Origin of the sequence: uncultured Reyranella sp., assembly GCF_945957355.1 — a bacterium.
In the GTDB taxonomy this organism is placed as follows: domain Bacteria; phylum Pseudomonadota; class Alphaproteobacteria; order Reyranellales; family Reyranellaceae; genus Reyranella.
Map to the genome: position 1 here is coordinate 291,505 of NZ_CAMFKM010000005.1, position 12,909 is coordinate 304,413.

Annotated in this window: 16 protein-coding genes; 13 read left to right on the plus strand and 3 right to left on the minus strand. The window is 67.3% G+C overall.

All coding sequences use genetic code 11. From position 1 onward, the window contains the following. The first annotated feature begins 18 nt into the window (after positions 1-18). The 9 genes from Q0Q48_RS11145 (at position 19) to Q0Q48_RS11185 (ending at position 8,647) form a co-directional block, all read left to right on the plus strand. Positions 19-3,114: an efflux RND transporter permease subunit gene (locus Q0Q48_RS11145; protein ID WP_295137434.1), complete on the plus strand. Its 3,096-nt coding sequence runs from the start codon at positions 19-21 to the stop codon at positions 3,112-3,114. A 79-nt stretch (positions 3,115-3,193) separates the two neighbouring features. Continuing rightward, complete coding sequence (locus Q0Q48_RS11150; protein ID WP_295137436.1) at positions 3,194-3,367, plus strand: hypothetical protein; 174 nt, start codon at positions 3,194-3,196, stop codon at positions 3,365-3,367. 33 nt (positions 3,368-3,400) lie between these two features. After that, entirely contained in the window at positions 3,401-3,955 is a 555-nt protein-coding gene (gene dcd, locus Q0Q48_RS11155; RefSeq protein WP_295137439.1) for a dCTP deaminase, read from the plus strand. A gap of 12 nt (positions 3,956-3,967) precedes the next feature. Then, positions 3,968-5,251, plus strand: a complete 1,284-nt coding sequence (gene murA / locus Q0Q48_RS11160) for a UDP-N-acetylglucosamine 1-carboxyvinyltransferase (protein WP_295137441.1) — start codon at positions 3,968-3,970, stop codon at positions 5,249-5,251. A 5-nt stretch (positions 5,252-5,256) separates the two neighbouring features. Then, positions 5,257-5,682 (plus strand): DUF2948 family protein, encoded by a 426-nt coding sequence (locus tag Q0Q48_RS11165; RefSeq protein ID WP_295137443.1) that lies wholly within the window; start codon positions 5,257-5,259, stop codon positions 5,680-5,682. Between the two features lie 48 nt (positions 5,683-5,730). Beyond that, complete coding sequence (gene hisG, locus Q0Q48_RS11170; protein ID WP_295137445.1) at positions 5,731-6,411, plus strand: ATP phosphoribosyltransferase; 681 nt, start codon at positions 5,731-5,733, stop codon at positions 6,409-6,411. After that, entirely contained in the window at positions 6,401-7,699 is a 1,299-nt protein-coding gene (hisD, locus tag Q0Q48_RS11175; protein ID WP_295137447.1) for a histidinol dehydrogenase, read from the plus strand. The genes hisG and hisD overlap by 11 nt, the downstream gene beginning before the upstream one ends. A gap of 2 nt (positions 7,700-7,701) precedes the next feature. Beyond that, complete coding sequence (locus Q0Q48_RS11180; RefSeq protein ID WP_295137448.1) at positions 7,702-8,190, plus strand: UPF0262 family protein; 489 nt, start codon at positions 7,702-7,704, stop codon at positions 8,188-8,190. A 13-nt stretch (positions 8,191-8,203) separates the two neighbouring features. Further along, complete coding sequence (locus tag Q0Q48_RS11185; protein ID WP_295137449.1) at positions 8,204-8,647, plus strand: arsenate reductase ArsC; 444 nt, start codon at positions 8,204-8,206, stop codon at positions 8,645-8,647. Positions 8,648-8,657: 10 nt separating this feature from the next. Here Q0Q48_RS11185 and Q0Q48_RS11190 read toward each other — a convergent pair whose 3' ends face one another. The 3 genes from Q0Q48_RS11190 to Q0Q48_RS11200 form a co-directional block, all read right to left on the minus strand. Beyond that, positions 8,658-8,972, minus strand: a complete 315-nt coding sequence (locus tag Q0Q48_RS11190; protein WP_295137451.1) for a hypothetical protein — start codon at positions 8,970-8,972, stop codon at positions 8,658-8,660. Between the two features lie 150 nt (positions 8,973-9,122). Further along, positions 9,123-9,707 (minus strand): hypothetical protein, encoded by a 585-nt coding sequence (locus tag Q0Q48_RS11195; RefSeq protein WP_295137453.1) that lies wholly within the window; start codon positions 9,705-9,707, stop codon positions 9,123-9,125. Positions 9,708-9,724: 17 nt separating this feature from the next. Then, positions 9,725-10,495 (minus strand): hypothetical protein, encoded by a 771-nt coding sequence (locus tag Q0Q48_RS11200; RefSeq protein ID WP_295137455.1) that lies wholly within the window; start codon positions 10,493-10,495, stop codon positions 9,725-9,727. Between the two features lie 189 nt (positions 10,496-10,684). On the opposite strand from Q0Q48_RS11200, the gene infA reads away from it, so the two are divergent. From infA to yacG, 4 genes are read left to right on the plus strand one after another with little or no spacing between them, the layout of a single operon-like run. Continuing rightward, positions 10,685-10,903: a translation initiation factor IF-1 gene (gene infA, locus Q0Q48_RS11205; protein WP_295137458.1), complete on the plus strand. Its 219-nt coding sequence runs from the start codon at positions 10,685-10,687 to the stop codon at positions 10,901-10,903. A gap of 3 nt (positions 10,904-10,906) precedes the next feature. Continuing rightward, complete coding sequence (locus Q0Q48_RS11210) at positions 10,907-11,488, plus strand: Maf family nucleotide pyrophosphatase (RefSeq protein WP_295137460.1); 582 nt, start codon at positions 10,907-10,909, stop codon at positions 11,486-11,488. Continuing rightward, entirely contained in the window at positions 11,485-12,669 is a 1,185-nt protein-coding gene (locus tag Q0Q48_RS11215) for a ribonuclease E/G (RefSeq protein ID WP_295137462.1), read from the plus strand. The genes Q0Q48_RS11210 and Q0Q48_RS11215 overlap by 4 nt, the downstream gene beginning before the upstream one ends. Next, the gene (yacG, locus tag Q0Q48_RS11220; protein WP_295137465.1) at positions 12,662-12,883 is read left to right on the plus strand and encodes a DNA gyrase inhibitor YacG; all 222 of its coding nucleotides are present in this window, start codon (positions 12,662-12,664) and stop codon (positions 12,881-12,883) included. Before Q0Q48_RS11215 ends, yacG begins: the two co-directional genes overlap by 8 nt. Positions 12,884-12,909 lie beyond the last annotated feature (26 nt).

Below are 12,909 nucleotides of genomic sequence, written 5' to 3' on the forward strand. Positions count from 1 at the left end.
CCTGCAGGACATCGTTCCATGAAGTTCACCGACATCTTCATTCGCCGCCCGGTTCTGGCGAGCGTGGTGAGCCTGCTGATCCTGGTCGTCGGCCTGCGCGCCATCAGTGCCCTGCCGGTGCTTCAGTATCCGCGCACCGAGAATGCCGTCGTGACGATCACGACGACCTACTACGGCGCCGACCCCGACGTGATCGCCGGATTCATCACGACGCCGCTCGAGCAGGCGGTCGCCCAGGCCAACGGCATCGACTACATGACGTCGACCAGCCAGAGCGGCGTCAGCACCATCACGGTCTACCTGCGCCTCAACTACGATTCGAGCAAGGCGCTCACCGAGATCAACACCAAGGTGAACTCGGTGCTGAACCGGTTGCCCGCCGGCACGCAGCAACCTGTGCTGACGGTGAAGGTCGGCCAGACGATCGACGCGATGTATATCGGCTTCAACAGCAAGGAACTCGCGCCCAACCAGATCACCGACTATCTGGTGCGCGTCGTGCAGCCCCGGCTGCAGGCGGTAGAAGGCGTGCAGACGGCGGAGCTGCTGGGGGCCAAGAACTTCGCGCTGCGCGCCTGGCTCGATCCGCAGAAGCTCGCCGCCTATGGCCTGACGGCGGCCGATGTCGGCCAGGCGCTGACGGCGAACGACTACATCGCCGGGCTCGGCACGACCAAGGGCCAGATGGTGCAGGTCACACTCAAGGCCTCGACGGCGCTCAGCTCGCTCAATGAGTTCCGCAACCTTGTGCTGAAGCAGGACAAGGGCGCGATCGTCCGCCTGAGCGACGTGGCGAACGTGACGCTTGGGTCCGACGACTACGAATCGGAAGTAAGCTTCGACGGCCAGAAGGCGGTCTATATCGGCATCCAGGTGGCTCCGGCCGCCAACCTGCTCGACGTGATCAAGGGCGTGAAGGACGTCTTTCCGGAGATCCAGGCGCAGCTTCCGCAGGGGCTGAACGGCCAGATCATCTACGACTCGACGGAGTTCGTGAACAGCTCGATCGAGGAGGTGATCCGCACCCTGATCGAGGCGCTGGTGATCGTGACCCTGGTGGTCTTCGCCTTCCTGGGATCGATCCGCTCTGTGGTCATCCCCGTGATCGCCATTCCGCTGTCGCTGATCGGCACCTTCGCCATGATGGCGGCCTTCGGCTTCTCCATCAATCTGCTCACTCTGCTCGCGCTGGTGCTGGCGATCGGCCTGGTGGTCGACGATGCTATCATCGTGGTGGAGAACGTGAACCGCCATCTCGAGGAGGGGCAGAAGCCATTCCCGGCCGCAATCCAGGCGGCTCGCGAGCTGGGCGGCCCGATCATCGCGATGACCGTGGTCCTGATCGCGGTCTACGTGCCGATCGGCTTCCAGCGCGGCCTGACGGGCGCGCTGTTCACCGAGTTCGCCTTCACCCTGGTGGGCGCCGTCACCATTTCTGCGATCGTCGCCCTGACGCTCTCGCCCATGATGTGCTCGCGGATGCTGAAGCCCCACAGCGACGACGATCGCGGCTGGGAGGCGCGCCTGATCCGCGGCATCGACAATGTGTTCGACCGGCTGCGGCGCGGCTATTCCCGCTGGCTGACCGGCAGTCTCAACTATCTCCCGGTCACGGCGACCTTCGCCGTGCTGGTGCTCGGCAGCATCTACTTCCTCTACACGGCGACCAGCAGCGAGCTCGCGCCGCAGGAGGACCAGGGCATCATCATCGGCTTCGCGACATCGGCGCCAAACTCGACGATCGACCAGCGCCAGATCTACTCGCGGGAGATCTACAAGATCGGCGCCAGCCATCCGGAAACCGATCACGTCTTCCAGCTCGACGTGCCCGGCCAGTCGATCGCGGGCTATGTACTGAAGCCGTGGGACAAGCGCACCATGACTTCCAACCAGCTGCAGCCGATCGTGCAGCAGCAGCTGGCGGGAATCGCCGGTGCGCAGGTCGTCGCCTTCCAGCCGCCACCGCTGCCGGGCTCGACCGGCCTTCCGGTCCAGTTCGTGATCAACACCACGGGCGGGTTCGAGGCGCTGAACGATGTGGCGCAGAAGTTCCTGCAGGAGGCGCTCGCCACCGGCCGCTTTATCTTCCTCAATACCGATCTCAAGATCGACGCGCCCCAGGCGACGGTCGTGATCGATCGCGACAAGGCCTCGGCGCTCGACCTGAAGATGAGCGACATCGGCGGCGCCCTGGGCTCGATGCTGGGCGGCGGCTACGTCAACTACTTCGCGCTCGACGGCCGCTCCTACAAGGTGATCCCGCAGGTCCAGCAGTCGTCGCGACAGAACATCGACCAGATCCTCGACTATCACATCAAGGCCGCCGACGGCACGACGGTGCCGCTGTCCACGGTCGCGTCGATCGCCACCAAGGCGATCCCGCAGTCGCTCAACCATTTTCAGCAGCTCAACAGCGCCACCATCCAGGGTGTGGCCTTCCCGGGCGTGTCCCAGGCCGAGGCGCTGCAGACCCTGAAGGAGCTGGCGCAGCGCACGCTGCCCCAGGGCTACTCGATCGACTATGGCGGCGCGTCACGTCAGTACGTGCAGGAAAGTGGCGGCTTCATCGTCACCTTCGGATTCGCGCTGATCATCATCTACCTGTCGCTGGCGGCGCTGTTCGAGAGCTTCCGTGATCCGCTGATCATCCTCTTCTCCGTGCCGATGTCGATCGCGGGCGCGCTCATCTTCCTGATGGCGCTCAGCACGGTGGGCATGCCGGGGGCGACGCTGAACATCTACACCCAGGTCGGTCTGGTCACGCTCATGGGCCTGATCAGCAAGCACGGCATCCTGATCGTCGAGGTGGCGAACGAGCTGCAGGAGGCCGGCAAGTCGCGGCGCGAGGCCATCATCGACGCCGCTTCGATCCGTCTGCGGCCGATCCTGATGACGACGGCGGCGATGGTCCTGGGCGTCGTGCCGCTGATCGTCGCCACCGGCGCCGGCGCCCTGTCGCGCTTCTCGATGGGGCTGGTGATCGCCAGCGGCCTCGCGGTCGGCACCCTGTTCACCCTGTTCGTGGTACCGGCCGTCTACGTGATGCTGGCGGCGGACCATTCCAGGAAGCGCGGTGCCGGTGAGCACATCGAGGCGCCGGCGGCGGGCGACTGACCGCCGGACCGGGGGGTGGCGACGCGGGGCGGCAGACGGGACTGCCACGGCCGCCCCACAATAGTGTATCCTTGAGCGGATGACCGCCCCCTCGAAGCAGGTCCCGGAGAAGGACGAACGCGCAGACCGGCTTGCCGCCGCCCTGCGCGAGAACCTGAAGCGGCGCAAGGCGCAGGCGCGCGCCAAGGGGGAGGTCCCGAAGCCGTCGGGCGCGGGACAGGGTCATCCGACCGCAGGCAAGACCGGCGGTTGAGCCGCCCCCCTCCCTCGTTTAGAAGCGCCCCCAATGAGCATTCTCTCGGACCGCTGGATTCGCCGCATGGCGCAGGAGAAGGGCATGATCGAGCCCTTCGTCGACGCCCAGAAGCGCGAAGGCGTCATTTCCTACGGCCTGTCGTCCTATGGCTACGACGCCCGTGTCGGCACCGACTTCAAGATCTTCACCAACGTCAATTCGTCGGTGGTCGATCCCAAGGACTTCGACCAGCAGAGCTTCGTCGACCGCAACACCGAAGTCTGCATCATCCCGCCCAATTCCTTCGCGCTCGCACGGACGGTCGAGTATTTCCGCATCCCCCGTGACGTGCTGGTGATCTGCGTCGGCAAGTCGACCTATGCGCGCTGCGGCATCATCGTGAACGTGACGCCGCTCGAGCCGGAGTGGGAGGGTCACGTGACCCTGGAATTCTCCAACACCACGCCGTTGCCCGCGAAGATCTATGCCAACGAGGGCGCCTGCCAGTTCCTCTTCCTCCAGGGCAACGAGCCCTGCGAGGTTTCCTACCGCGACAAGGCCGGCAAATATCAGGGCCAGCGCGGCGTCACCCTGCCGAAAATCTGAGCGGAGGCGACCATGGACAGAATTCGCATCAGGGGCGGCCGCCAGCTGAAGGGCCAGATCCGTATCTCCGGCGCCAAGAACGCGGCCCTGCCGCTCATGGTGGCGTCGATGCTGAGCGACCAGCCGCTCACCCTCCACAACGTGCCGCGCCTGGCCGACATCACCACCATGATGCAGCTGCTGCGGCAGCACGGGGTGGAGATCGAGGCGACCGCTGGCGAGAACGGCCACAGCCACGGTACGACGATGGTGCTGAAGGCCGCGAAGATCACTTCGACCACCGCACCCTACGACATCGTGCGCAAGATGCGGGCGTCGATGCTGGTGCTGGGCGTGCTGCTGGCGCGCGAGGGCCAGGCCAAGGTGTCGCTGCCGGGCGGCTGCGCCATCGGCGCGCGTCCCGTGGACCTGCATATCGCCGGCCTGCGCGCGATGGGCGCGGAGATCGACATCGACGGCGGCTACATGGTCGCGCGGGCGCCCAAGGGGCTCAGGGGCGCGCGCTACACCTTCCCGAAAGTGTCGGTCGGCGCCACCGAGAACCTGATGATCGCGGCCGCTCTGGCCAAAGGCACGACCGTCCTCGACAATGCCGCCCGCGAGCCCGAGATCGCCAATCTCGCCGAATGCCTGTCGGCGATGGGCGTGCCGGTGGGGGGCATCGGTACAGAGACGCTCACCATCGAGGGCGTGACCTCGTTCAACGCGATCGAGCATGCGGTCATCCCGGATCGCATCGAGACCGGCACCTACGCCATGGCCGTCGCCATGACCGCGGGCGACGTCGAACTGATCGGCGGCCGGGTCGACCTGATCGACACGGTGGCCGCCAGCCTGCGTTCTGCCGGCGTCACGCTCGAGAACACCGAGAACGGTATGCGCGTGCACCGGACCAACGGCGCCTTGCACGGCGTCGACGTGATGACCGAGCCGTTCCCGGGCTTCCCGACCGATCTCCAGGCTCAGATGATGGCGCTGATGACGCGGGCCGAAGGCGCTTCGATGATCACCGAGACGATCTTCGAGAGCCGTTTCATGCATGTGCCGGAACTGGCGCGCATGGGCGCCAACGTCACCATCCACCACCAGTCGGCCCTGGTCCGCGGCGTGCCGAAACTGCGCGGCGCCGAGGTCATGGCCACCGACCTGCGCGCTTCGGTGTCGCTGGCGATCGCGGCCCTGTCGGCCGAAGGCGACACGATGCTCCACCGCGTCTATCACCTCGACCGCGGCTTCGAGCGCCTGGAAGAGAAGCTCAGCGCCTGCGGCGCCGACATCGAGCGGCTGAAGGGCTAGAACGTATGACGGCGAAGCTGAAGCTGTCCGCGCTCGACGCCGACGACCTGGCCATCGTTTCGGCCGCCGTTCAGGACGCGCTGGTGGCGGTTCGCGACTGCGCCTACCTGAAGGACGAAAGCCGCTTCATCCTGCTGCTCAACCGGTTCCGGTGGGAAGCTGATCCGGGGCAGGCAACTGGCCATACCCGGACCCATTCCGCCCTCGTCTTCAACGAGGTGACGACGGTGCGGCACCATGACATCCCCACGGCTGAACCCGACCGGATGCTGGAACTGCTCGCGGTGGTGCTGGAAAATGAGCATTCAGTCCTGCTGCGCTTTTCGGCCGGCCGGGCCATACGGCTGGAAATCGGCCGTCTCGCATGCCATTTGGGAGATGTCGGGGAGCCTTGGCCCACCCCGTGGAAGCCCGCCCACCCGGTCGAATAGCCCTTCGGCTCCGGCGAGGGGCGGGCATTCGTTACTGGAGAACCTGTCGTGTCGAGCGAGGCTAACGAGAAGCTCATCCTGGCGCTGCCCAAGGGTCGCATCCTCAAGGAAGCGGCCCCTGTGTTCGCGCGTGCCGGCATCGAACCGGAGGCGGCCTTCGCCGATCCCGATGCCCGCCAGCTCCGCTTCGCGACCAACCATCCAGACCTCGACATCATCCGCGTCCGCTCCTTCGACGTGGCCACGTTCGTGGCGTTCGGCGCCGCCCATCTCGGGATCGCCGGCGCCGACGTGCTGATGGAGTTCGACTATCCGGAAATCTACGCCCCGATCGACCTCGGCATCGGGAAGTGCCGTCTCGCCGTCGCCGAACCGGTCGAGATGGCCGGCAAGGACGATCCGCGGCGCTGGAGCCACGTGCGCATCGCCACCAAGTATCCCGAGGTGACGCGCCGGCACTTCGCTGCGCGCGGCGTCCAGGCGGAGTGCGTCAAGCTTTCCGGCGCCATGGAGCTGGCGCCGTCGCTCGGCCTCAGCCACCGCATCGTCGACCTCGTCGATTCCGGCCGCACCCTGAAGGAGAACGGCCTGGTCGAGATCGAGCACATCGCCGATATCACCTCGCGCTTCATCGTGAATCGTGCTGCCCTCAAGACGCGGCCCGAGCGGGTCGGCCACTGGATCGACCGCTTCCGCGAAGTCGCCCTCGGGGTGCCCCGTGCCGCTTAGGCTCGACGCTTCGGCGCCGGGTTTCGAGAAGGAATTTTCGGCCTTCCTGGGGCGCAATCGGGATACCGACGAAAATGTCGACCGCGTCGTGGCCGGCATCGTCGCCGACGTGCGTGCGCGTGGCGACGCGGCTGTCGTCGACTACACCGCCAAATTCGACTGGGCGGGCATCACCGCCGCCAACATGCGCATCTCCGACGCCGAGCGCGAAGCGGCGGCGGCACAGGTGCCGACCGCGCAGCGCGAGGCGCTGACCTTCGCCGCCAAGCGCATCGAGGCGTTTCACCGTGCCCTGATGCCGAAGGATGTCGACTTCACCGACGCCACCGGCACGCGACTGGGCGCGCGCTACCGGCCCGTCGACGCCGCCGGTGTCTACGTGCCGGGCGGCACGGCGGCATACCCGTCGTCGGTGCTGATGAACATCGTGCCGGCCAAGGTGGCGGGCGTTGGGCGCATCGTGATGGTTGTGCCGACGCCGGGCGGCACGCTCAATCCGCTGGTCATGCTGGCGGCGGAGATTGCCGGTGCCGATGAAGTCTGGCGCATCGGCGGCGCGCAGGCGGTGGCGGCGCTGGCCTACGGCACCCAGTCGATCAAGCCGGTGGACAAGATCACCGGACCCGGCAACGCCTATGTCGCCGCCGCCAAGCGCCGCGTGTTCGGCCAGGTCGGCATCGACCTGATCGCCGGCCCCTCCGAGATCCTCGTGGTCGCCGACCGGCACAACGATCCGCAGTGGATCGCGGCCGACCTCCTGTCCCAGGCCGAGCACGACCCGTCCTCGCAGTCGGTGCTGATCGCCGACGATGCGGCCTTTGCCGATGCGGTCGTGCGCGCCGTCGAGGTCGAACTGAAGACGATGCCGCGTGCGGGCATCGCTGGGCCGAGCTGGCGCGACAATGGCGCCGTGATCCTTGTCCCGGATTTCTCGGCCGCGCCGCCCATCGTCGACGCCATTGCCGCCGAGCATGTCGAGCTCGCCCTGGAGATGGCGGAGGCCGAGGCTCTGTCGCAGAAGCTGCGCCATGCCGGTGCGATCTTCCTCGGCCGCCACACGCCCGAGGCGATCGGCGACTATGTGGCCGGCACGAACCATGTGCTGCCGACCTCGCGCGCCGCGCGTTTCTCCGGCGGGCTGGGCGTCGCCGACTTCCTGAAGCGGACGTCGCTGGTCGCTTGTACGCCGCAGTCGCTGGCCGCCCTCGGCCCGTCCGCCGTGGCGCTCGCCGATGCTGAAGGGCTCGGCGCCCATGGCCGGTCGGTTTCGCTCCGGCTGGGTCGTTAGCCGTGCCGGCGGGAACGATCGACAGGACGCGGCGCATCATCGACGTCGTGCTGGACGAGGACTCGGTCGCCCGCCGCACGCCGGAGGTGGAGCACGAGCGGGCCGTCGCACTGTTCGACCTGATCGAGGAGAACGACTTCCATCTGGTCGGCGGCCAGCCGGGACCCTATCGCCTGAGGATCGGCATCTTCGAACAGCGCCTGGTATTCGACGTGCGCAGCGAGTCCGACGAGAAGCTGCGCGACATCGTCCTGTCGCTGACGCCGTTCCGCAAGGTCGTGAAGGACTACTTCCTCATCTGCGAGAGCTATTACGCCGCCATCAAGAAGCTGGGACCGTCGCAGATCGAGGCGCTCGACATGGGGCGGCGCGGCCTGCACGACGAGGGATCGGAACTGCTGCGGGAGCGGCTCGACGGCAAGATCGAGGTCGACCACGACACGGCCCGGCGGCTGTTCACCCTGATCTGCGCCCTGCACATCAAATCGTGAGCGGACAGGGGCGATGATCGGACTGCCGTCCAGCCTGCTCTTCGCCTGCAGCGAGAATTCGGTCCGGTCGCCGATGGCCGAGGCGCTGGCCAAGCGGCTCTACGGCCACAGGGTCTATATCGATTCTGTGGGCGTGCGCGCCAGCGAGGTCGACGGGTTCGCGGTCGCCGCGCTGGACGAGATCGACATCGACGTCCACCGTCACCATGCCAAGACTTTCGATGACGTCGATGCGGCGTCGTTCGAGCTGATCGTCACCCTGTCGCCGGAGGCGCATCACAGTGCGCTGGAGTTCACGCGGGGCACGGCTGCCGAGGTCGAGTACTGGCCGATGCCCGATCCCAGCGCGGTGGAGGGATCGCGGGAGACGCGGCTCGATGCCTACCGTCACACCCGCGATCAGGTCCTGGCCAGACTGAAGGCGCGCTTCGGGATTCCGATCACGCCCTCGGTCTGACCGTTTCGGCTCAGCGCTGGGTGACGTGCCCGGCCGGGTCGAGGGTGATCAGATAGTAGGTGTCACCCTTGAGGGCCTGGCCCTCCCAGCTGCCGTCCTTGTTGCGCAGGAGCATGGTGACGCCGTTGTAGCCGGCATCGTGGATCTGCTGCCGCGCGATGGCGCCTTCGGCGGTCGGCGTCCAGTTGGGCGCGGTCGTCGGCGTGAAGATCCTGTTGGGCTCGGTACCGGGCTCGCGACCGGTGGGCATGCCTTGCGCCTGGACTGCATTCGTCGCGAGGACCGCGGCGCCGACCAGGGAAAATGCAAGCAATGTCCGGTTCATGATGTCTCTCCTCAGGTGCGAAGCGCTGCCACACTGGAGCGCCTTCGCCCGGGATCATTTCCGGACCGGATTGTGGGTCGATTGTGGCGGGAGCGCACTCGTGCCCGCAGGCAAGCCTCCCGCCGTGCACGAGCGCGTGTAAGGACAGTGTCAGCGCGCGCTGTCGGAACCCGCATACCAGGCCGCGCGATGCGAGCTGTGACGCGGCACCGGCAGATTGATGAGGTCCATGAACACCGACGCGCCGCCATCGGCACCGGCGAGGTCGCCCTCGAGCACGTCGACCTCGAAGGTGAGCTTGTCACCCTCGAGCTTCGGCGACTTCAGCGTGACGACGGCATCCACCACGCTGGCCTTCGCCTTGTTCAGCACTGAGACCGTGGCGTTGGGCGGATCCTTGGCGAAAGAGTTAGGCGCCTTCAGCGTCCACTCCTCGAGCACGTGAGCGAGCATCGCATGGCCGGCCGAACGAACCGGGCGGTCGGCGAACACGATGACGCTGGGCGCGATGCCGTCGAGGATCAGCTTGTTGTCCTGCAGCTTGGCGCCCCGTGCATTCAGCACGAACATCGAGGGGATGAGGCGCGGATGGCGCGCGGCGCCGACGACCTTGGGCAGGCCCTGCACCGACGAGGCGGCGGGCGCTGCCGGTTGGGTCTGCGCGGCGGCGCCGAAGGCGAGGCTGAGCGTGGCGGCGGCGGTCGCGAGGGCGACGGAGAGACGGAAGGATTGCATGATCATCACCGTGCGGCTCAGTAGCAGGGCAGGAGGGGCGGCTTGCCGCAGGTCGGCGCGTTGTAGCGCTGCTGATAGCGCGGATCGATGTCGGGCGGCGGCGGCGCACCGGCGCCGCTGTTGTAGCCGCCGCCTCCGCCACCAGCATAGGGATACGGATTGACGGGTTCCGTCGGCGAGGGATTGGACCAGCCGCTGAACGTGCTCGTGCCATTCGGATCGCCGATCGCCGGCGTCTCGCCACCGGTCGTCTGGCTCTGGCCGTAGTACTGCGCACCGTGCGAGCCGATGCCGAACCAGATCGTGTCGATGAACACCGAGGCCGGACCGTCGGCGGCGCCGAGGCTACCCTCCAGCACATCGACGTCGAAAGTGAGCTTCTCGCCCTCGAGCTTGGCGGTCTTCAGGGTCACCACGAGGTCCGACACGTTGCTGCCATCCTTGCTGAAGACGGAGACCGTGGCGTTAGGCGGATCCTTGGCGAAGCTGCCGGTGCGCCAGATGTCCGCCATGTCCGGAGTCACCATGTGACCCACCGAGCGCTTCGGCCGGCTGGTGAACAGGGTTGCGGTGGGCAACACGCCGTCGAGGACCAGCTTCTGGCCGTCGAGCTTCGCCCCGCGGGCATTGATGACGATCAGGGCCGTCGAATACTGCCGCTTGGCCGGCTTGCCGATCGTCTTCTGGGCCGGATGGGTGATGGCGTTGGGCGCCGCCGCGGGAGCCGGCGGCGCCTGGGCGAATGCCAGCGCCGGCGCCAGGAGCAGGGCGGCCACAAGGCCCGACATGCACGTTGAGTTCATCTTTTGCTGGTCCTTCTTTCCCGGGCGTCCGCAGCCGCGCCCTGTATAGGCGAGGCGGGCTCTCGTGAGAAGGCCGGCCAACCTCTGCCGTCGCCCGCGCTGCCATTGACTTAGCCCTTCCTGCGGCCCATTTTCCGGCCGCTTTCCCAGAATTTCACCCCAGCCGGAGGCCGGATGGCCAAGGAAGACCTGATCGAATTTACGGGCGTCGTGGCCGAGTTGCTGCCCAACGCGATGTTCCGTGTGAAGCTCGACAACGACCACGTCATTCTCGCTCACACGTCGGGCAAGATGCGCAAGAACCGCATCCGCGTTCTGGCAGGCGACCGCGTCACCGTCGAGATGACGCCCTACGACCTGACCAAGGGCCGCATCACCTTCCGCTTCAAGTAGGCGTTGCGCGCCTCGCCGATCCCTCCACTCGTACTGGCCTCCGCGTCGCCGCGACGGCTCGACCTGCTGCGGCAGGTCGGACTCGAGCCCGCCGCGATCGACCCCGCTGACATCGACGAGACGCCCCAAGCGGGCGAGCTGCCACGCGCCTATGCGCTGCGCATGGCGCAGGCGAAGCTTGCGGTCGTGAGGGAGCGCCATGCCGGCGCGCTCGTGCTGGCGGCCGACAGCGTCGTGGTCTGCAGTCGCCGCATCCTGCCGAAGACGGAGGAAGAGGCCGAGGCCCGCGACTGCCTCGCGAGACTGTCGGGCCGCCGCCATCGCGTGCTGGGCGGCGTCGCCGTGGCCGGTCCCGACGGCCGCGTACGCGCGCGCCTCGTCGAGACCATCGTGCGCTTCAAGCGCCTCGAGGCGGCCGACATCGACGCCTACCTCGCGAGTGGCGAATGGCACGGCAAGGCCGGCGGCTACGCCATCCAGGGCCGCGCCGCCGCCTTCGTCGCCTTCCTGTCCGGCTCCTACAGCAACGTCGTCGGATTGCCGTTGTTCGAAACCATGGCGCTTCTCAAGGCCGCAGCCCCATGAGCCGCGTCGACCGGCTCGTCTGCCATGTCCTTCCCAAGGCATTCCTGATGGCGCTGGTGGCGGAGGGCCGCCTGATGGAACTTCAGGTAGTTCGCCGCGACAGGCCCACGAGGGTCGAGAGCATCTTCCTCGGCCGCCTCGAGCGCGTGATGTCCGATCTCGATGCTGCCTTCGTCGACATAGGCATCGAACGCGCGGGCTTTCTGCGCGCCGAGGACCGCTCGGCCATCGACGGCTGGCCGCCGCTTGGCGCTCCCGTCCTCGTGCAGGTGCGCAACGACGGCGAGGGCGACAAGGGTCCGCGGCTTTCGATGAACGTCGCCATCAGTGGCCGCTACCTCGTCTACCATCCCAACGGCACCGGCGTGACCTTCTCCCGTCGCATCGAGGGCGAATCGGAACGCGACCGCCTGCGCGGTCACGTCGAGGGCCTGCTCGACGGCGGAATCGTGCTGCGCACGGCTGCCGCGGGTACCGCGGCCGAGCTTCTGCAGGCCGACGCCAGCCGCGTGCTCGAACGGTGGGAGAAGATCCGGCGACTGGCCCTCGACGTCGAGCCGCCGGCTGACCTGTCGGCGCGCATCCCGGGCGAGCGCGATCCGATCGCGCGGGCCTTGCGCGATCATGGTGCCGGCCTCGAAGAGGTGATCCTCGACGACCGCGCCATGGCGCGCGCATTGCAGGACAGGATGGACCGGCTCGGCGAAAGGATCCGCGTCCGCTGGCACAACGGGACGATGCCGGTCTTCGACATCGACGATGTCGCGGGCCAGATCGACACCGCGCTGGCGCCGCGCATCGCCTTGCAGAGCGGTGTCGAGGTGCTGTTCGAGCCCGGCGAGACGCTGTGCGCCGTGGATGTCGACAGTGCGGGGGCGGGCGGCCGCCAGGGCCGCGCGCCACGGCGGCCGGTCGACGTCAACCTGGAGGCGGCGCCGGCGATCGCCCAGCAACTCAGGCTGCGCAACATCGCAGGTGCGGTGGTGATCGACTTCGTCACGATGCGCAGCGCCTACGATCGCGACAAGGTCCAGGCGGTGCTGGCCGAGCATCTGGCGAGCGACCCCGTGCCGACCCAGATCTATGGCTTCACCCGGCTCGGCCTGTTCGAGTTGACCCGCGCGCGGCGCGGCCCGACCCTGGCGGCCCAGCTCGAAGCGCTGGAAAAGAGTGATGACTGACCGATCCCCGCCGCTGCGTGCCGTGCGCATCGAAGCGAAATGCCCGACCTGCGGAAGTCCAGCCGATCCAAAGTACAGGCCGTTCTGTCGCAAGCGCTGCGCCGACATCGATCTCGGTCGCTGGTTGAAGGAAGGCTACCGCATCGAAACCAACGAGGGGCCCGGCGAGGACGATCCTGCAGGTGGAGCGGGATCGTCTGGACAGCCGAGCTAGCGCGTCCTATAAGCCCCGCCTCCAAC